This is a genomic window from Phaeobacter sp. 11ANDIMAR09 (genome assembly GCF_001294455.1).
Classification (GTDB): domain Bacteria; phylum Pseudomonadota; class Alphaproteobacteria; order Rhodobacterales; family Rhodobacteraceae; genus Pseudophaeobacter.
This window is the reverse complement of record NZ_LIKT01000009.1, coordinates 86,024-106,225: the sequence shown is the minus strand read 5'-3', so window position 1 is coordinate 106,225 and position 20,202 is coordinate 86,024. Positions and strand designations below refer to the sequence as shown.

The window sequence follows — 20,202 nt, the reverse complement described above, 5'->3', positions numbered from 1 at the left end:
GCAATGATCGGCATTGAACATTATCTCACCGTCGCGGCGACCCTGTTCGTCATCGGCATCTTTGGGCTCTTCCTGAACCGCAAGAATGTGATCATCCTGCTGATGAGCATCGAATTGATGCTGCTCGCGGTGAATATCAACCTTGTGGCCTTCTCCAGCTTCCTTGGGGATCTGGTGGGGCAGGTCTTTACCCTGTTCGTGCTGACCGTGGCCGCCGCCGAGGCCGCTATTGGTCTCGCGATCCTGGTCTGCTTCTTCCGTAACCGCGGCACCATTGCCGTGGAAGACATCAATATGATGAAGGGCTAAAGCATCATGGAAACCATCCTCCTCTTTGCCCCTCTTGTGGGCGCGCTGATTTGCGGCTTTGGCCACAAATATATCGGCGAAAAAGCCGCCATGGTGACGGCGACGGGCCTGTTGTTCCTGTCGGCGCTGCTCTCTTGGATCGTCTTTATCAGCTTTGATGGCGTCACCCGCTCGATCGAGATCTTGACCTGGGTCCAGAGCGGCAGTCTGGATACCTCCTGGGGTATTCGTCTGGACCGTCTGACAGCCCTGATGCTGATCGTGGTGACCTCGGTCTCCAGCCTCGTGCACCTCTACAGCTTTGGCTACATGGATCACGATCCGCAGTGGAAAGACGGCGAAAGCTACAAGCCGCGCTTCTTTGCCTATCTGTCCTTCTTTACCTTCGCCATGCTGATGCTGGTGACCTCGGATAACCTGCTGCAGATGTTCTTTGGCTGGGAAGGTGTGGGCGTTGCCTCTTACCTGCTGATCGGTTTCTACTATCGCAAACCCACCGCCAATGCGGCGGCGATGAAGGCCTTTATCGTCAACCGGGTTGGGGATTTTGGCTTTGCGCTGGGGATCTTTGGTCTGTTCCTGATGACCGACAGCATCAACTTCTCTGAAATCTTTGCAGATATCCCAACCGAGATAGCGGGTCATACCATCACCTTCCTCTGGGCGGAATGGGACGCGGCCAACATGTTGGCGATGCTCTTGTTCATCGGGGCCATGGGTAAATCGGCGCAGCTGATCCTGCACACCTGGTTGCCCGATGCGATGGAAGGTCCGACGCCTGTGTCGGCGCTGATCCATGCGGCCACCATGGTGACGGCTGGTGTCTTCCTGGTCTGCCGCATGTCGCCGCTGATGGAATTTGCACCACAAGCGACCATGTTCATCACCGTGCTGGGGGCGACCACGGCCTTCTTTGCCGCCACTGTTGGTTTGGTTCAGACCGATATCAAACGCGTCATTGCCTACTCCACCTGTTCCCAGCTGGGCTATATGTTCGTCGCCGCTGGCGTTGGCATGTATTCCGCAGCCATGTTCCACCTGTTCACCCACGCTTTCTTTAAAGCGATGCTGTTCCTGGGGGCGGGTTCGGTTATCCATGCCATGCACCACGAGCAGGACATGATGAACTATGGTGGTCTGCGTAAAAAGATCCCCTATACCTATTGGGCGATGATGATCGGCACTCTGGCCATCACCGGTGTTGGCATCCCGCTGACACATATCGGTTTTGCCGGCTTCCTGTCCAAGGATGCCATCATCGAAAGCGCCTATGCAGGCGGGTCTAACTACGGCTTCTGGCTCTTGGTGATCGCAGCCTTCATGACCTCCTTCTACAGCTGGCGCCTGATGTTCCTCACCTTCTTTGGCAAGCCACGCGGTGACAAGCACACCCATGACCATGCCCATGAAAGCCCGATGACCATGCTGATCCCACTTGGGGTTCTGGCTCTGGGCGCGGTGTTCTCGGGTATGATCTGGTACAACAGCTTCTTTGGTCACACAGAGTATGTCGGCAAGTTCTATGGCATTCCTGTGGCTGCGGCTGACGCCCATGGTGCAACTGACGAGGGGCATGGCGATGAAGGTTATGACGAAAGTGATGATCACGCCGCCGAGGCAGAGCATCACTATGTCTTTGCAGGCCAACCGGGCGAAGGTGCGCTGTACTTTGCGCCGGACAACCATGTGCTGGACGATGCCCATGCGGCACCAAATTGGGTCAAGGTTTCGCCCTTTATTGCGATGTCCTTGGGTCTGGTACTTGCCATCTGGTTCTACATCGTGAACCCCAGCCTGCCGGGCCGTCTGGCCAGCAATTTCCAGCCGCTCTACCTGTTCCTCAAGAACAAGTGGTACTTTGACGAGCTCTACGACGCGATTTTTGTCAAACCGGCTCTGGCCCTTGGCCGCTTCTTCTGGAAGCGCGGCGACGGCAATGTCATTGACGGCTTCCTCAATGGCGTCGCCATGGGGATCGTGCCCTTCTTCACCAAACTTGCCGGTCGTGCGCAGTCCGGTTTCATCTTTACCTATGCCTTCTGGATGGTGCTGGGCATCGCAGCCCTGATCACCTGGATGTCGATCGGCGGAGGAGCCCACTGATGGACAACCTTCTCTCTATTGTCACTTTCATCCCTGCTGGGGCGGCCGCAGTCATGGCCCTGCTCATGCGTGGCGAGGACGAAGCGGCGCAACGCAATGCCAAATGGCTGGCCCTTCTGGCCACCTCGCTGACCTTCCTGGTGAGCCTTGGCATCTATACGCAGTTTGATCCCACCAATACCGGCTTCCAGTTCGTGGAAGAGCGCGACTGGATCTTTGGTCTGCAGTACAAAATGGGCGTGGATGGCATCTCGGTGCTCTTTGTGATGCTCACCACCTTTGTGATGCCATTGACCATTCTGGCCAGCTGGAATGTCTCGACCCGGGTCAAGGAATACATGATTGCCTTCCTGCTGCTGGAGACCTTGATGCTGGGCGTCTTTATGGCGCTGGATCTGGTCCTGTTCTATGTCTTCTTCGAAGCAGGGCTGATCCCGATGTTCCTGATCATCGGGATCTGGGGCGGCAAGGATCGCATCTATGCCTCCTTCAAGTTCTTTCTCTACACCTTCCTTGGTTCGGTACTGATGCTGGTGGCCATGGTGGCCATGTATGCGGATGCGGGCACCACCGACATTGAAACCCTGCTGACCCACAGCTTCTCAGCGGCCAGCTTTGATGTGCTGGGCATTCACGTGGTTGGCGGTATGCAGACCCTTATGTTCCTGGCCTTCTTTGCTTCCTTTGCTGTGAAGATGCCGATGTGGCCGGTGCACACCTGGCTGCCCGATGCCCACGTACAGGCGCCGACTGCTGGCTCTGTGGTGCTGGCGGCGATCCTGCTGAAAATGGGTGGCTATGGCTTCTTGCGGTTCTCGCTGGCGATGTTCCCGGTTGGGGCGGATCTGATGACGGATCTAATCCTGTGGATGTCCGCAATTGCGGTGGTCTATACCTCGCTGGTGGCGATGGTGCAGGAAGACATGAAAAAGCTCATTGCCTATTCTTCGGTTGCGCATATGGGTTTTGTCACCATGGGGATTTTTGCAGCCAACCAGCAGGGCATCGACGGCGCGATCTTCCAGATGCTGAGCCACGGTTTCATCTCGGCTGCGTTGTTCCTCTGTGTGGGCGTGATCTATGACCGGATGCACACCCGTGACATCAACGCCTATGGCGGGCTGGTCATTCGCATGCCTGCCTATGCGCTGGTCTTTATGTTCTTCACCATGGGCAATGTCGGTCTGCCGGGCACTTCTGGCTTTGTTGGTGAATTCCTCACCCTGATGGGCGCTTTCCAGAAAAACACCTGGGTAGCAGCCGTTGCGGCCTCCGGCGTGATCTTCTCGGCCTGCTACGCATTGTGGCTTTACCGCCGGGTGGTCTTTGGCGATCTGATCAAAGGCAGCCTGAAGACGATCCAGGACATGGATAACCGCGAGCGCTTCATCTTTGCGCCGCTGGTGGTGATGACCATCCTTTTGGGCGTCTATCCTTCGCTGGTCACCGATATCATCAGTCCCTCGACTGAAGCGCTGATCACAAACTTTAACCAGTCTCTGGCTGCTGCGGATACCTCCGCTGCCGTCCAGACTGCGTCGCACTAAGGGAGCATGGGCAGATGATCCAAGCTGATCTCTCCGTAATCCTGCCAGAGATTATCCTGGCACTTTACGCAATGGCGGCGCTATTGGGCGCGGTCTACACCGGCAAGGACAAACTGGCCTCGACGTTGGTCTGGTCCACATCGGGGCTGATGGTGGCGCTGGCTGTGTGGATTGGCACCAGTGGTAGCGGCGCAAACACCGCCTTTGGCGGGATGTTCGTCGATGATGGGTTTGCCCGCTTTGCCAAGGTGGTGATCCTGCTGGCCGCAGCCGCGGTTTTGGTCATGGGGCAGGAATACATGTCGCGCCGGGACATGCTGCGCTTTGAATACCCGATCCTCGTGGCGCTAAGCGCGGTTGGCATGATGATGATGGTTTCGGCCGGTGATCTGATGTCGCTTTACATGGGGCTGGAGCTGCAATCTCTGGCGCTCTATGTGGTCGCCTCGATGCGGCGCGACAGCATTAAATCCACTGAGGCAGGTCTCAAGTATTTTGTGCTGGGCGCGCTGTCTTCTGGTTTGCTGCTCTATGGGGCCTCGCTGGTTTACGGCTTTGCCGGAACAACCAAATTCTCTGGCATCATCGAAGTTGCTCAGCATGGCGAAGTCTCCGTTGGTCTGCTCTTTGGTCTGGTGCTGCTGATTTCCGGCCTGGGCTTCAAGGTCTCTGCGGTGCCCTTCCACATGTGGACGCCAGATGTCTATGAAGGTGCGCCGACACCGGTAACAGCCTTCTTTGCTTCCGCGCCAAAGGTTGCGGCCATGGGCCTGTTTGCCCGTGTCATGCATGACGCCTTTGGCCATGCGGTTTCTGATTGGAGCCAGGTTGTTGCGGTGCTTTCGGTCTTGTCGATGTTTGTTGGCGCCGTAGCTGCGATTGGCCAGCGCGATATCAAACGGCTGATGGCCTATTCCTCAATTGCCCATATGGGCTATGCCCTGATGGGGCTGGCGGCCGGTACCGTGCTGGGCGTTGAGGCCATGTTGGTTTATATGGCCATCTATGTCTCGATGAATATCGGTACCTTTGCCTTTATCCTGATGCTGCAAAAAGACGGGAAACCAGTCACTGATATTCAGGCGCTGAACCAATATGCCCGCCGTGAACCCGGCAAGGCACTGGCGGTTCTGATCCTGATGTTCTCGCTGGCGGGTGTTCCGCCCATGCTGGGCTTCTTTGGCAAGCTCTATGTCCTGCGGGCGGCCTATGAGGCTGGCCTCGCCTGGCTGGCGGTTGCCGGTGTAGTCGCATCGGTCATTGGTGCCTTCTACTATTTGCGCATCGTCTACTTCATGTATTTTGGCGAAGAGGGCGAAGATCTGGATCGGTCCAGCTCCCCCGTGCTCTGGGCCTTCCTCATGGGCTCGGCTGCGGTGATGGTTTTGGGTATTATCAACATGTTTGGTGTCGACGGCGTAGCGGCTGCTGCGGCTGCGGCTCTGGTCCACTGACCGGATTTACATCTCTGACAAAAGGCCTGGTCCGCTGGACCGGGCCTTTTGGCTTTAAAGGAGTGGCACGATGATGGATTGGCCCGAAGGCTACGGCAAACGTATTCTGGAAGAGGTGGACAGCACCCTGGATGAGGCGGCGCGCATCGCCAGCGATCTTTCTGGTCCCGAATGGATTCTGGCCAAGCGCCAGACAAAGGGGCGCGGTCGCCGTGGACGGGATTGGAAAGAACCCAAAGGGAACTTTGCCGCAACCCTGGTTATGCGCCCCACAGAGCCACCGCAGGTGGTTGCTTTGCGCAGCTTTCTAGCGGCGCTTGCGCTTTATGATGCCTGTGAGGCCCTCACCGGGCGCACCAGCGGGCTTGCGCTGAAATGGCCCAATGATGTGCTGCTAAATGGTGGCAAGCTTGCTGGCATCCTGCTGGAAAGCGCCGGTGGCGGTCAGGGGGTGACACATCTGGCGATTGGTATTGGTGTCAATCTGGTGGAAACTCCGATGAAGGAATGGCTGGAGCCTGGCGCTGTCTGGCCGGTGTCGCTCCTGTCAGAAACCGGTGTGCAGGTCACGCCTGAGGACTTTCTAACCGGGCTGGCGGCGGCCTATGCCCGCTATGAGCTGCAGTTCACCACCTATGGGTTTGAGCCCATCCGGACGGCCTGGCTTGCCCGCGCGGCCAAGCTGGGAGAGGTAATTACCGCACGTACTGGCAGTTCCGAGACCACGGGCACCTTTGAGACAGTAGACGCGGAGGGCAACCTTGTCCTAAACAGCGCCAAAGGCCGGGTGACGATCCCCGCCGCTGACATCTTTTTCTGACCGTAAGGGCATCCCATGCTTCTGGCTGTTGATTGTGGCAATACCAATACCGTCTTCTCGATCTGGGATGGCGAGCAATTTGTTGGCACCTGGCGCACGGCGACAGATTGGCGCCGCACGGCTGATCAGTATTTTGTCTGGCTCAACACCCTGATCCAGGCACAGGGCATTGAGGCGGATATCACCGATGTGATCATCTCCTCCACGGTGCCTCGCGTGGTATTCAACCTTCGGGTTCTGGCGGATCGCTACTATAACACCCGTCCTTTTGTGGTGGGCAAACCCGATTGTCTGCTGCCCGTAGATGTCCGGGTGGACGAAGGCACCGCCGTGGGGCCTGACCGGTTGGTCAATACGGTCGCCGGGTTCGATCACTATGGTGGCAATCTGGTCATGGTCGATTTTGGCACCGCCACCACCTTTGATGTGGTGGCCGAGGATGGCGCCTATGTGGGGGGCGTTATTGCGCCTGGGGTGAACCTCAGCCTTGAGGCCCTGCACCAGGCGGCTGCGGCGCTGCCGCATGTGGATATTTCCAAGCCTGAGCATGTCATAGGCACCAATACGGTGGCCTGCATGCAATCGGGTGTGTTTTGGGGCTACGTCGGGCTGGTGCGCGAGATCTGCGCCCAGATCAAAGCCGAACGTGGCGTTCCAATGAAGATCATTTCAACAGGCGGGCTGGCGCCTCTTTTCCAGCAAGCTGCTGATCTGTTTGACGCATATGAGGATGATCTCACGATGCATGGTCTCCAGATCATTCACAAATATAATAAGGATAACGGTACTCCTGTATGAGCACTGATGAACGACTGATCTATCTGCCCCTCGGCGGGGCAGGAGAAATTGGCATGAATGCCTATGTCTATGGCTATGGCAAACCCGGCAAAGAACGGCTGATCCTGGTGGATCTGGGCGTGGCTTTCCCGGATATGGACAGCACCCCAGGTGTGGATCTGATCATGCCCGATATCACCTGGCTGCGCGAGCGCGTGGACCAGCTCGAGGCGATCTTTATCACCCATGGTCACGAGGACCATATCGGGGCGGTATCGCATCTCTATAGCCAGCTGAATGTGCCGGTCTATGCGCGGGCCTTCACGGCAAACTTGGCGCGGCGCAAGATGGAAGAGCGCGGTCATGATCCGCTGGTGGTGAAAACTGTTGGGGCCTGGCCCGAAGTGACCAAGCTGGGTCCCTTTAGCGTCGGCTTTGCCCCGATGGCCCATTCCATCCCCGAAAGCGCGGGTCTGGTGATCGACAGCCCGGGTGGCCGTGTGGTGCACACAGGTGACTTTAAGCTCGATCGCACACCGCTGGTGGGCGAGGCTTTTGATCCCGAGATGTGGGCCGAGATTGCCAAGCCAGGCATCAAGGCGCTGATCTGCGATTCCACCAATGTGTTTTCAAAGAACCCAGGGCGGTCCGAATCTGAACTGCCGGGTGAAATTCAACGCTTGATCAGCGAAGCCGCTGGCATGGTGGCCGCAACCACCTTTGCCTCCAACGTGGCGCGGGTAAAGACCCTGGCTGATGCCGGCACCCGGGCAGGGCGCTCGGTTGTGCTGTTGGGGCGAGCTATGCTGCGCATGGTCGAAGCCGCCAAGGAAACCGGCGTGCTGAAGGATTTCCCAACGGTCTACTCGCCCGAGGAAGCCAAGGACATTCCCCGCAACAATGTCATGCTGATCACCACCGGCAGCCAGGGCGAACGCCGCGCGGCCTCCGCCCAGATGGCACGTGGCAAGTATCGTGGCCTGGAGTTGAAAGAGGGCGATCTCTTCCTGTTCTCTTCCAAGACCATTCCCGGCAATGAGCGCGGCGTGATCCGCATCATCAACCAGTTCTCCGAAAAGGGTGTGGATGTGGTGGACGACAGTTCTGGTCTCTACCATGTGTCAGGTCATGCCAATGGCCCTGATCTGGAAGCGCTGCACGCCCTGTTGAAACCGGAGATGCTGGTGCCCATGCACGGTGAACATCGCCACCTTCGTCAGCACGCCCGCTTGGGCGAGGCTAAGGGGATTCCAAGTATCGTTGCCGTGAATGGCATGATGCTGGACCTTACAGGCGCGCGTCCTTCGGTTCTGGAATACATCGACACCGGCCGGACCTATCTGGATGGTTCGATCAAGATTGGCGCCATGGACGGTGTCATCCGCGATCGGATCCGGATGGCGCTGAACGGCCATCTGGTTGTTACGCTGATCATGGACGAAGAAGACGAGCCCCTGGGCGAACCATGGTGTGACATCAAAGGTCTTACAGACAATGGGTCCTCTAACGCAGCCTTGACCGAAGTGCTGGAAGAGGATCTGAACCAGTTCCTGATGCGCGCTGGTGCCAAGACGCTGAAAGATGATGACAAGCTGGAAGGCGAGCTGCGCCGGATCGCCCGTCAATCCTGCCAGAATGAGATTGGCAAGAAGCCGGAAGTCACTGTGGTGATCAGCCGGATGCGCTAAGCTTTCTAAACGATGATGAAAAAACGCCTCGGCAGGAACTGCCGAGGCGTTTTTCGTGAGTGGTGACAAAAAACGTCACTGGGCAATTATTAGCTGTGCCTAAGGCCTGTCAGGCAGCGCGCGGGTGCAGCAGGAGGCTCGAAAGCTTTCGGAATAGAAAGCTAAGGCCACGGCCAAGAGAACGAAGGGCATCTGCCATTGCCTGAGCGCGCATTTCATGGGCGCGTGCCTCAATGTTTTGGATTTCTGCGGCGGTTAGGATTACTGGTTGATACTCGGTCATGATGCTCTCGGTTTCTGGCATTGTTCAGATGACGCCCATGTAGTGAGGTTTCCGGCCAATTGCATCGCTCAATGCGACATTGCCGTCATGCCGTTCGTGCAAGGCTTGGTGCAATGAAAAACGGCCGCCTCGGTAGAGACGACCGTTCCAAATCTTTCAGCTTGCAGGGGCTGATTAGCCCGCGCGCCGCTCATCAAAGGACAGGGCGATAAAGCTGGGCATGTGATCGCCCATACCAACCACAGTGCGGTCATCACGGCGTCCGCCCTGCTTGCCACCACGTCCACGGCTGTTCTTGGCTCCCGAGGGGGATTGTGCTTCAACCTCGTCCGACTTCTTGTTCGAAGCTCGACCGGAACGCGCGCGCCCTTCGGATTTGGCGCCCTCAGCCTTGCGTGGCTCGGATTTTCGCTTGTCCGTTTGCTGATCTGCGCTCTTACTGGCCTCGGCCACGACGGCGTCAGCCGCGGTCTCTTCGGCTACGGCGGCCTCTGGGGCTGCGGTCTCTGCAGAGACCTTGCCCCGCGTAGATTTTCCACGTGCGCCCGGGTCGGATTTTGCAGCCTTGTCAACGGGCTTCTTGGCGCTGCTGCGCTTGGCTGGCTCTGCCTTTTTAACCGGGTTCTCTAACCGGTCGATTTCCTTTTGCAAAAGCGACTCGACTGCTGCCAACGCCTTTTCATCCCGGCTCGAGCAAATGGTGATCGCTTTGCCTTCACGGCCGGCCCGGCCAGTGCGGCCAATCCGGTGCACATAGTCCTCGGGGTGGCCGGGGACGTCAAAGTTGAACACATGGCTGACGCTGGGCACGTCAAGCCCGCGGGCAGCCACATCAGAGGCCACCAGAATGCGCAGATTGCCCTCACGGAAGCCTTCGAGGGTCTTGGTCCGCTGGCTCTGGTCCAGATCGCCATGGATGGGGGCCGCGTCGTAGCCGTATTTCTTCAGCGACTTGGCAACAATATCCACATCCGATTTGCGGTTGCAGAAGATAATGCCATTGGTCAGCTTGTCGCCTTCGCCGTCAATCAGCCCACGCAGGACGGTGCGCTTTTCGCTGGCTTCACGATCTTTGCGCGAAGCTTTGAACTGAACGACTTTCTGCTCGATTGTCTCCGAAGCGCTGGCCTGACGGGCCACTTCGATTCGCTCCGGGGCAGAGAGGAAAGTATTGGTGATGCGTTCGATCTCAGGTGCCATGGTGGCTGAGAAGAACAGTGTCTGGCGGGTGAAAGGCGTCAGCGAGAAGATGCGCTCGATATCCGGGATAAAGCCCATGTCGAGCATCCGGTCGGCCTCATCCACCACCATGATCTGCACACCGGTGAGCAGCAGCTTGCCGCGCTCGAAATGATCCAGCAGCCGGCCTGGCGTGGCAATCAGAACATCGACGCCCTTGTCGATCAGTTGATCCTGTTCCTTAAAGCTGACGCCGCCAATAAGAAGGGCTTTGGTTAGCTTCAAGTGCTTGGTATAAGTGTCAAAATTTTCGGCGACCTGGGCTGCCAATTCGCGTGTGGGGCACAGAACCAGGCTGCGTGGCATCCGGGCGCGGGCGCGCCCACGGGCCAAAAGAGTGATCATTGGCAGGGTGAAAGAGGCAGTTTTGCCGGTGCCGGTCTGGGCGATACCCAGAACATCACGTCCTTCAAGAGCGGGAGGAATCGCGCCTGCCTGGATCGGCGTGGGGGATTCGTATCCGGCCTCCTGAATAGCTTTGAGGACCTTGGGGTTCAGGTTCAGATCGGTAAATTTTGTCATTTGCGTCCGTTTTTGCGGACACTGACTTGGCCCGCGCGTGTTTTGACAAAGCTGGGTCCGCAGAGGTTTGCGGTGTGACAGCGTCCAGCTTTTTGCGGGACATAGCAAAATCTGCCCTAGCGGTCAATTAATGGCTGGGTTTAAGTGCTTGCGGAGCCGACAAGAAGCCCACCCGGCGAGGGTGAATTCCTGAGGAATGGAGCTACTTTGATCTTTGGTGCGGCGCAAACAAATTGAGCGCCTGATGTCAATCTGACGGTGCATGACCCTGGCCAAAGTTTGGAAAATGGCGGCGACGACGGGCGTCCAGATCCAGATCACGGATCTGCAACAGACCTTCCGCTGTCAGGCGGCTGCGCAGTTCGGGGCTATCATGGCTAACTTCTTCAAAGAAGGCGCGCAGCCCTTCGATGCCCTGCCTGGTTTCAATTCCCCGAAGCAATTCATGCAAGGTAACGCCGCCTTTTTCACGTGGCCGAGCAGGTTTTAACTCCCCCCGGTAAGATCCGCGTTCCAGCCGGAAACGATAGTGATGTTGCCATTGCTCCCAGTTCGTTGCGTGAAGGTGGCAAAGGTCGACTTCTGGCAGCTCCTGCCCGTGGCGCATTTGTTGCTGGTTCTGAAAAGCATTGTGGATGCGCAGGCTGACGTTCGGAAGACCTGTGCGAATGAAAAACTTGCCCTCTATGTGGCTGAGGAACCCACCTTTCAGGTGTTCACCAAACTGGGGGTACAGCCGGGCGACAATGGCGCCTCGTTCCGGACTGGCAGGGATATGGCCCTTGAACGCTTTTTTCTCATCGCGCCGAGCGTGGTCTTGCGAGAGCATTTCGATAGGGCGGGTCCGGGCCCAGGTGCTGGTTTTGGGCAGGGCAGCCAAGATGTCACTGATTGGGGTCTTGGCCCATAGGAATTCATCCACGTCTATATGGGCCAGCCAGTCCAGATCGTCTGACTGGCGCCGGTAGGCGCGGGTGGCATTAAGGCTTTGGCGCACCTGGTGCTTTTCAGGCCTTCCGGTTTTTTTGCGCCGCCGTTGCCAGGAGGCGTCATCGCAATCAAAAACGCGGATTTTGGGATGCGCCTTTAGCAGGGGGCGGGCCTCGGGGCAGGGGGCATCTAGATAGATGAACAGGCGGTGGGCACCGGCTTCCAGATGATAGGCGGCAAAGTTCAGTATGGCCTCTGCCGGGGCTTTGATCGTGCTAACAATCCCCCATTTTGCCTCTTGTCTTGACTCTGCCACCGGATGCCTCGCCTCTTGCCAATACCACTGGCGAACAATGCAATGGGATCAGCAAATTAGTCCAGAGCGGCCGGGCAATTCGAAGGTTCCAAATGGAAAAGGGGCGCGCCCTGTGTCGGCACGCCCCTCGTTTGTCATCAGGCCAAGGGCTGGCGCTATACCATCATCTCTTTGGTCGCAGTCAGTTTGACATCCGGGTAGTCCCGTTCCACCCGATCAATGTCCCACTGCAACCGCGTGAGATAAACAATATCGCCGTCATGGTCATAGGAGATATGTTGTTTGTTGCTCTCTACAAACTTCTCCACCGCCCTTTTGTCGCCACTGACCCAGCGGGCTGAGGTGAACTGCGAGCTGTCAAACCGCACAGGCAGGCCATATTCCAGCTCGATCCGGCTGGCGAGCACCTCGAACTGCAGCGCCCCGACAACGCCCACGATAAAGCCGGAGCCAATTGAGGGTTTAAAGACCTTGGCAGCGCCTTCCTCGGCAAACTGCATCAGCGCTTTTTCCAGGTGCTTGGCCTTCATTGGGTCGCCTGCGCGCACGCCCTGCAGCAGTTCCGGCGCAAAGGAGGGAATGCCCGAGACCCGCAGGGCTTCGCCTTCAGTCAGGGTGTCTCCGATACGCAGCTGGCCATGGTTTGGAATGCCGATGATATCGCCGGCCCAGGCTTCTTCGGCCAATTCACGATCCGAGGCTAGGAACAGCACCGGGTTGGAAATCGCCATTGGCTTTTTGGTGCGCACATGGGTCAATTTCATGCCACGTTTGAAGTGGCCGCTTGCCATGCGCACAAAGGCCACCCGGTCGCGGTGCTTGGGGTCCATATTGGCCTGCACCTTGAAAACAAATCCGGCGACTTTCTTTTCTTCTGGAGCAATCTCGCGCGGCTGTGCCTTTTGCACCTGCGGTTCGGGGCCATAGGCGCCGATGCCGTCCATCAGTTCTTTGACACCAAAGGAATTGATTGCTGAGCCAAACCAAATCGGGGTCATGTGACCTTCGAGGACGGCCTGCGGGTCCAGCGCGGGCAGGAGCTCGCGGGCCATCTCGACCTCTTCAAGCAGCTTGTCCAGCAGATGCGCGGGCACATGTTCTGCAAGTTTGGGATCGTCCAGACCTTCGATGGCGATGCTTTCGGCCACCTTGTTCCGGTCGGCGCGGTCCATCAGCTCCAGTCGGTCGCGCAGCATGTCGTAGCAGCCGATAAAATCGCGCCCCACGCCGATAGGCCAGGCCGCTGGTGTCACGTCGATCGCCAGGTTCTCCTGGATCTCGTCAATGATCTCAAAGGTGTCGCGGCTTTCGCGGTCCATTTTGTTACAGAAGGTGAGGATCGGCAGATCGCGCAAGCGGCAGACCTCAAACAGCTTTTGGGTTTGACTCTCAACACCCTTGGCCCCGTCAATCACCATGACGGCGGCATCCACGGCCGTGAGGGTGCGATAGGTATCTTCGGAAAAATCCGAGTGACCGGGCGTATCCACCAGATTGAAACGATAGCCTTCAAAGTCAAAGGACATGGCCGAGGCGGAAACCGAAATGCCGCGGTCCTTTTCCATCTGCATGAAATCCGAACGCGTCCGTCGCGCTTCGCCCTTGGCGCGCACCTGGCCAGCCATCTGAATCGCACCGCCATAGAGCAGGAACTTTTCAGTCAGCGTGGTCTTGCCCGCATCCGGGTGCGAGATGATCGCAAAGGTGCGGCGCCGCGCGATTTCGGGCGGCAGGTCAGGGCGGTTTACAGCGGTATCCAACATGGCTCTGCCTCTAGCCAGAAACCACAGGCGAGGCAAGGAAAACAGAGGGGACGGGGCGGTATCTCGGGATCTGGCTTTGGAACAAAAGGGCGAGGGTCCCGGACGGGCTGCGGTTACTTCTCGCGAGATTGCGGAGGCAAAATCAAAAGCCCCCAGGATGCTGGGCGCTTTTGTCTTCTGTCGCGTCCTGGTCATGGGTCCAGCAATATTCAAGAATCTGATCGGGTTTCATGGGTTTGGAAAACAGATAGCCCTGGACACAGTCGACCCCCAGTTTTTCGGCCGCAACCAGGCCGCTGTTGGTCTCGATACCTTCGATCACGGTGCTCAGCCCCTTGGCCTTACAGATCCGGATAATCCCGGAAACGATATCCCGGTTCTGCGGGCTTTCTGCGACATGCCGACCCAGCGACATGTCGATCTTTAGCTCATCCAGCCCCAAGCTTAGCAGGTGCTTTACGCTGGTGAAGCCCTCGCCAAAATCATCCAGCGAAATCTGAACGCCCTTTTTGCGCAGTCTTTCGATCGTTTCGTTGATGGTGGTTGAATCCTTGATCAAGGTCGTTTCGGTGATTTCGATGATCAGCCGCTGCGGTGGCAGTTGGGTGACCATCAGCACATCCAAAACCTCTTCGAAAAAATCCTTTCGCAGAAAATGCAGCACCGAGATATTGACGGACACAGACATATAGTCAGGCCAGTCCATCGCTGCCGCGCAGGCCTCGCGCAGAACAAAACTGTCCAGCCCGATGATTTGCCCTGTTTCTTCGGCAACGGGGATGAAACTTGATGGCGGAATTGGCCCCAGATCCGGGTGATCCCAGCGGATCAGGGCTTCGCAGCCCTTGAGGCGTCGTGATTGGGAAAAATGCACCGGTTGCAGCTCAATGTGGAATTCTCTGCGGAACAAACCTTGTTCAATGCTCTTGCGCAGCCGCAACGACTCGTTGGTCTCCCGCATCATCTCTTCATCATAGACCCGGTAGACTTTTCGTGGGTCGGATTTGGCCTTATAGAGGGCCATATCCGCGCGCATGATGGCCTCGCTTGATTGATGGTCTTTGGCCTCCACAACCGAAAGGCCCAGACTGATTTCGATTTGGACAGCCTTGTTTTGGATAGAAACGGGTTCTTCGAGTTCGCGGATCAGATCGTCAGCTGCGACTTTGGCGTCTTCCAAAGAAAAGCGTCCCGGGAAAAAGGCCAAAAATTCATCTCCGCCCAACCGGTAGAGCTCGGTGCCTGTGGGCATGGTGTTGCGGAGGGTATGGCTGAAATAGCAAAGGACAGAGTCGCCAAATTCGTGGCCATAGGAATCATTCAGGGCTTTGAATTTATTTAGGTCCATCAAAATGATGGGTTGACCTACCCCCTGTGCACGGGCAGCTCGAATATCCGAAAGCATCTTGAGCCGATTGCCAAGGCCGGTCAGCGCATCATGATGGGCCAGCCGCCATTGCTCCCGTTCCGAGTTCCTAAGGTCTGCAATGGTGGAGTGGAGGCGGTTTTGAAATAGGCCGATGAACCAGAAGGTCGCGCCAAGAACCGCTGGGGCCAGCAGGATAATGAAGTGCAAGGGGTTGGATTTCACCAGCTCTGGGTACGAACTCGATGCCGTTGCCAGGACATAGGTGTCGAACAGAAAGGCTCCGATGGGGAAGAGCAAACCAAACAGCGCGCCAGCAAGCAGCCAGAGAATAGGCAGCTGTTTTGATTTAACTGAATGTGGCAAAACAATTCCCCCTAATCGACCCGCGGAAAACAGATCGACAGACCTGCGTCTAGCTTGAACAGACTTTGTTAAAGCACAGAACCAATTAAGGAATATTGAAAGTAGGTTCGGTTTCGCTCTGCTGAACCCAGCTCTGCCCCCCGTTGCTGCGCGGGCGCTGCGGACAGGGTCGGGTGCAATGGTGGAGCGAAATTCAGCTCAAGGTGGAAGTCGACAAATTAGCGCAAAGAAGCGCGTTTGAGCAGACTTACGGCATCAGGACGGTCAAGCAATGCTTTATTCAGGTCAACCCCATGCGCATCGCGGCGGTGCTGCTCGCCCAGGTTTGGTGACATGCGGTCCAGGATCTCATGCGGCAAGGCCGACTGGGTCACCGGATCCAGAAAGAGGCTCTCAGCGGCAATGCCCTCGGCATAGACGATGTGATGGCGGTCAAACAATAGCTGGAAGTAGTCTACAAAGCCGCCGTCCAAGACCTGAACGCTGTCCCCATTCACCAGATCGCGGGCCCGGACCAAAAGCTCGGGGCAGCCGGTGCCAAATTCGTCACGGCGTTGATAGACCAAAAGCCGATGATCTGGGCTGACCAGCAGGTCAGCGGCATTGTTCAACACACCGGCACGGATCAGGACCGGGGCCATGCGGCCCACCGCACGAGCGGTGCTCTGGCCGATCCAGCGCAGCTCTTGCACCCCTTCATCCCGGGTCAGGATGCGGTCACCGGGTTTCAGATCCTCAATCGGTTTCTGAGCGCCTGTGGCCATGGTGATGCGAGTGCCGCGGGTAAAGGAAACACAGGCCAACTGGGCCAGCTTGCGTCGTGCGCTGTCCTGTTCGGCGCGCACCAAGGTATAGGGCTGTGCGACCTCCATGGGCATCATCGGCACCAGGTAGATGGCCGCAATCAGGCCTTCGGGATCGACTTCAACCATCACCAGGGCTTCGACATTATCGCCAGATTGCGGCATCAGCGTCACAGCACTGTCCAGATGCAGCTGCGCTCCAACCGTGCCCAGCTCGGTATCCTGTGCCACATAGAATTGGCCATCGGTGCCGCTGATAAGGCCGAGCCGCTTGGCCGTGGCAGTTGGGGCGAGCTGGTAGATATCGTCCAGGACCAGCTCGTCCAGCACGCTCAAGCCATCTCCCATATTGGCCCCGATCTCCACCTGAAACTGCTCGGCGGGATAGGCAGGGATCGATTGAATGGCACGGTCGTTCATGGACACTGGAGCCCCCGATGGCTGGTTCGTTGGTTTAGAGGGTCGGCACACATTTTGAATGATGTTGACCTGTAGAAAGGGCGTACCAGTGAATTATGGCACGATACCGACATTTGCGGGCAGAATTCCTGACAAGTTGCCTTTTTTGTTAACTGTGTCTCACAAGGCATTATCTTAATTTAATAACCTGTTGGCTCATTAAGGCGTAGCCCCCGCGGGTGCGCCGTTTCGGGCTGGCCATCGCTCTAATCCCGGTGCAGTCTGAGCGCAAATCACAGGATTGACCCAGGGAGTGAAGAGAATGGATCTAGGGATCGCAGGAAAACGAGCATTGGTCTGTGCCAGCAGCAAGGGGCTGGGACTGGGCTGTGCCGAAGCGCTGGCAGAGGCAGGTGTGAACTTGGTGATGAACGCGCGCGGGGAAGAGGCTCTGTTGCAAGCGGCACAATCCATCCGCGAGGCCCATGGCGTTGAAGTCGAAACTGTGGTGGCTGATGTGACCACAAGTGAGGGGCAGGAAAAGCTGTTGGCGACTGCCGGGGATATCGACATCCTGGTCAATAACGCCGGTGGTCCGCCTCCGGGGTTGTGGTCGGATTGGGACCGCGAAGATTTCATCAAGGCCCTGGACGCCAATATGTTGGCCCCCATTGCGCTGATGAAAGCGTTGCTGCCCGGCATGATGGATCGCGGCTGGGGCCGGGTTGTCAATATCACCTCGCAGTCGGTCAAGGCGCCAATTGCAGTGCTGGGACTGTCCAATTCCGCACGGGCCGGTCTGACCGGCTATGTGGCTGGGACTTCTCGTCAGGTTGCTGGCCATGGAGTCAGTATTAACAACCTGTTACCGGGCATTCATGCCACGGATCGGGCAGTTTCCCTGGATAGTGGGGTCAGCGCGCAGCAGGGTATCAGCATGGAAGAGGCCAAAGCACAGCGCGCGGCCACTATTCCGGCTGGGCGCTATGGTACAAGGGCCGAGTTTGGCGCCACCTGTGCCTTCCTTTGCTCGCAGCATGCTGGTTTTATTGTTGGACAAAACATCCTTTTGGATGGCGGATCTACCAACGCAACCCTATAATTTTTATCTCAAGCGAACATTTTTGGAGTTTTTATGGCTTCTGGTTTCTCTCTCAAAGACCAATTGTTCAATCTTGAAAAGACCCGCTATCTGGCGGGTCTTTTTGACCGGGCCGTGCCTGCCTTTGAGGCGCAGCGCTTTGAAGCCGAGGTCATGGCGGGGTTGCTGCCACTGGAGCTAAAGGCACGCATCGCCTGGATCGCCGAGGTGCTGGGGCAGCACCTGCCCGGGCCGCTGCCAGAGGTGGCTCCGCTGATCCTAAAGGCCCTGCCTGCACCGCTGGACCCCAGCAAGACGGACGATGATTTTGGTGATTTTATCTTTGCTCCGATAGGTGAGCTCATTGTGACGAGGGGATTGGAGAGCGACCCGGAACTGGCTCTGGATCTGCTGGCCGAAGTGACGCAGCGATTCTCAATGGAATGGGCCATCCGTCCCTTTCTGAACGCGCATCCCGATCTCACCCTGGCGCGTATGCAGGACTGGGCGGTTCATTCCAGTTATCATGTGCGCCGCCTCGTGAGTGAAGGCACCCGTCCGCGCCTGCCTTGGGGAGAAGGCGTGTCGTTAGAGCTCAGCACCCCGCTGCCTCTGCTAGAGCAGCTGCATGGCGACCCGACCCGCTATGTGACACGGTCGGTGGCCAATCATCTGAATGACATCACCAAGAAAGACCCTGATCTGGTTTTGCACCTGTTGGAAGCCTGGCGTGCACAGGGGCGGCAGCAGCCCAGGGAGCTTGCGTGGATGACCAGCCATGCCTGCCGTGGTCTGGTGAAGTCGGGCCATCCAGGCGCCCTGCGTCTTCTGGGCTATGATCCGGATGCAGAAGTCGCTGTCAGCCTCACTCTACTTACAAAGAATGTAGAAATTGACCAATGGCTCGCCTTTGAGGTGGCGCTCTCGGCGCCAGGCGAGCTTCCTGTCATTGTTGACTACAGGCTGACTTTCCCGCGGGCTACGGGGGGAACCTCAAAGAAAGTGTTCAAACTCAAACAGACCCGGCTGAAAGGCGGAACTATGACGCTGGCAAAACGGCACCGGCTCAAGGGCGATGCGACCACCTTTAAGCTGCATCCCGGCAGCCATCTGGTTGAGGTTTTGGTGAATGGGCGCGTCGCGGCGTCGGGCAGTTTTGATTTGACGCCCTAATACGCGCCGTCTTGTCACAGCTTTGTCAGCGTAAGCCATGTAGGCTTGTCCATACAGACCGGGCAGGGTAGCCCGGTTCTCGGGTTCTGCGTTGCGGCCAGAGCCGATTTCATCAAGCTACCACTTAGGAGAAGCGCAGCCATGTCCCATGAATCCGTCCAAAACTACTATGGAGAAGTGCTTCAGGGCAGCGACGACCTGCAGACCAATGCCTGCTGTACGCCCGATGATATCCCCGATCACGTCAAGGCGGTGCTGTCGCAGATCCACGACGAGGTGCTGATGCGCTACTACGGCTGCGGCTTGATAGCTCCGGAGGCGCTGGAGGGGGCGCGTATTCTGGATCTGGGCTGTGGTGCGGGGCGTGATGTCTACGCGCTGTCCCAGATGGTCGGGCCAAAGGGGCGGGTCGTGGGCGTCGATATGACACCTGCGCAGCTGGAGGTGGCCCGTCGCCATCAGGAGTTCCATGCGCAGGCCTTTGGCCATGAAACCTCAAACGTCGAATTTCATCACGGTTTCATCGAAAAGCTGGACGAATTGGATCTGGAGCCTGGTTCCTTTGATATCATCGTCTCCAACTGCGTCATCAATCTGGCCACTGACAAGGCAGCCGTGCTGCGAGGCGCATATGATTTGCTGAAAGAGGGCGGCGAGATGTATTTCTCGGATGTCTATGGCGACCGCCGGGTGCCCGAAGCCATGGCCAAGGACGAGGTGCTCTATGGTGAATGCCTGTCGGGGGCTTTGTATTGGAATGATTTCCTGACCCTGGCCAAGGGCGCCGGGTTTAAGGATCCGCGCATGGTGACCGCGCGCCCGCTCACCATTGAAAACCCCAAGCTGGAGGCTCGCGTAGCGCCGCTCAAATTCCTGTCGGCCACCTATCGTCTGTTCAAGCTACCTGCTCTGGAAAGTGACTGCGAAGACTACGGTCAGGCGGTGATCTACAAGGGCACAATCCCCCATGCGCCCCATGCCCTGGTGCTGGATGATCACCACGTGATCGAGGCTGGTAAGGTCTTTCCGGTCTGTGGCAATACCTGGATGATGCTGCAGGACACCCGCCTGGCGCCGCATTTTGACTTTATCGGCGATTTCTCTACCCACTATGGCATCTTTGCCGGATGCGGCGGCAACTCCCCCTTTAATGGTCTGCAGGAAGATGGCGCGCCAGGGGGCTGCTGCTGAGGACTTGCGCGGCGGCAAGGGGGTTGTTATTTCCGGCTGAAACCGATTTTTTTGGTCGGAAATACTGCGAGG

Annotated in this window: 16 protein-coding genes; 10 read left to right on the top strand and 6 right to left on the bottom strand. The window is 57.5% G+C overall.

What is annotated here, in order from left to right; translation table 11 throughout:
• Positions 1-3: 3 nt before the first annotated feature.
• The 7 genes from nuoK to AN476_RS09975 all read left to right on the top strand — a co-directional run bounded on the left by nuoK (position 4) and on the right by AN476_RS09975 (position 8,698).
• Positions 4-309: an NADH-quinone oxidoreductase subunit NuoK gene (nuoK, locus tag AN476_RS10005; RefSeq protein ID WP_009808916.1), complete on the top strand. Its 306-nt coding sequence runs from the start codon at positions 4-6 to the stop codon at positions 307-309.
• Between the two features lie 6 nt (positions 310-315).
• Positions 316-2,412 (top strand): NADH-quinone oxidoreductase subunit L, encoded by a 2,097-nt coding sequence (nuoL, locus tag AN476_RS10000; RefSeq protein ID WP_054461304.1) that lies wholly within the window; start codon positions 316-318, stop codon positions 2,410-2,412.
• Entirely contained in the window at positions 2,412-3,959 is a 1,548-nt protein-coding gene (locus AN476_RS09995) for an NADH-quinone oxidoreductase subunit M (protein WP_054461302.1), read from the top strand. The genes nuoL and AN476_RS09995 overlap by 1 nt, the downstream gene beginning before the upstream one ends.
• 14 nt (positions 3,960-3,973) lie before the next feature.
• The gene (gene nuoN, locus AN476_RS09990) at positions 3,974-5,413 is read left to right on the top strand and encodes an NADH-quinone oxidoreductase subunit NuoN (RefSeq protein ID WP_054461300.1); all 1,440 of its coding nucleotides are present in this window, start codon (positions 3,974-3,976) and stop codon (positions 5,411-5,413) included.
• 70 nt (positions 5,414-5,483) lie between these two features.
• Positions 5,484-6,233, top strand: a complete 750-nt coding sequence (locus AN476_RS09985; protein WP_054461299.1) for a biotin--[acetyl-CoA-carboxylase] ligase — start codon at positions 5,484-5,486, stop codon at positions 6,231-6,233.
• Between the two features lie 15 nt (positions 6,234-6,248).
• Positions 6,249-7,031, top strand: coding sequence for a type III pantothenate kinase (locus tag AN476_RS09980; protein WP_054461297.1), 783 nt, complete (start codon positions 6,249-6,251; stop codon positions 7,029-7,031).
• Positions 7,028-8,698 carry a ribonuclease J gene (locus AN476_RS09975; protein ID WP_054461295.1) on the top strand — a complete coding sequence of 557 codons (1,671 nt, stop codon included), beginning with the start codon at positions 7,028-7,030 and terminating at the stop codon, positions 8,696-8,698. The genes AN476_RS09980 and AN476_RS09975 overlap by 4 nt, the downstream gene beginning before the upstream one ends.
• 109 nt (positions 8,699-8,807) lie before the next feature.
• On the opposite strand, the gene AN476_RS23555 is transcribed toward AN476_RS09975, so the two are convergent.
• The 6 genes from AN476_RS23555 to AN476_RS09945 form a co-directional block, all read right to left on the bottom strand.
• Positions 8,808-8,981 (bottom strand): RSP_7527 family protein, encoded by a 174-nt coding sequence (locus AN476_RS23555; RefSeq protein WP_371257345.1) that lies wholly within the window; start codon positions 8,979-8,981, stop codon positions 8,808-8,810.
• A gap of 174 nt (positions 8,982-9,155) precedes the next feature.
• Positions 9,156-10,742: a DEAD/DEAH box helicase gene (locus AN476_RS09965; RefSeq protein WP_054461291.1), complete on the bottom strand. Its 1,587-nt coding sequence runs from the start codon at positions 10,740-10,742 to the stop codon at positions 9,156-9,158.
• Between the two features lie 247 nt (positions 10,743-10,989).
• On the bottom strand, positions 10,990-11,988 hold the full coding sequence (locus tag AN476_RS09960; protein ID WP_054461289.1) for a glycosyltransferase family 2 protein: 999 nt from the start codon (positions 11,986-11,988) through the stop codon (positions 10,990-10,992).
• A 155-nt stretch (positions 11,989-12,143) separates the two neighbouring features.
• Positions 12,144-13,751 (bottom strand): peptide chain release factor 3, encoded by a 1,608-nt coding sequence (locus AN476_RS09955; RefSeq protein WP_054461286.1) that lies wholly within the window; start codon positions 13,749-13,751, stop codon positions 12,144-12,146.
• A 142-nt stretch (positions 13,752-13,893) separates the two neighbouring features.
• Complete coding sequence (locus AN476_RS09950) at positions 13,894-15,483, bottom strand: bifunctional diguanylate cyclase/phosphodiesterase (RefSeq protein WP_054461285.1); 1,590 nt, start codon at positions 15,481-15,483, stop codon at positions 13,894-13,896.
• 218 nt (positions 15,484-15,701) lie between these two features.
• Positions 15,702-16,706 carry a Hint domain-containing protein gene (locus AN476_RS09945; RefSeq protein ID WP_054461283.1) on the bottom strand — a complete coding sequence of 335 codons (1,005 nt, stop codon included), beginning with the start codon at positions 16,704-16,706 and terminating at the stop codon, positions 15,702-15,704.
• Between the two features lie 301 nt (positions 16,707-17,007).
• On the opposite strand from AN476_RS09945, the gene AN476_RS09940 reads away from it, so the two are divergent.
• From AN476_RS09940 to AN476_RS09930, 3 genes are all read left to right on the top strand, one after another.
• Positions 17,008-17,787, top strand: a complete 780-nt coding sequence (locus AN476_RS09940) for an SDR family oxidoreductase (RefSeq protein ID WP_054461281.1) — start codon at positions 17,008-17,010, stop codon at positions 17,785-17,787.
• Positions 17,788-17,820: 33 nt separating this feature from the next.
• A complete protein-coding gene (locus AN476_RS09935) occupies positions 17,821-18,939 on the top strand; it encodes a hypothetical protein (protein WP_054461279.1) in 1,119 nt (372 codons plus the stop codon).
• 141 nt (positions 18,940-19,080) lie between these two features.
• Positions 19,081-20,130: a methyltransferase domain-containing protein gene (locus AN476_RS09930; protein WP_054461276.1), complete on the top strand. Its 1,050-nt coding sequence runs from the start codon at positions 19,081-19,083 to the stop codon at positions 20,128-20,130.
• The last annotated feature ends 72 nt before the right edge of the window (positions 20,131-20,202 follow it).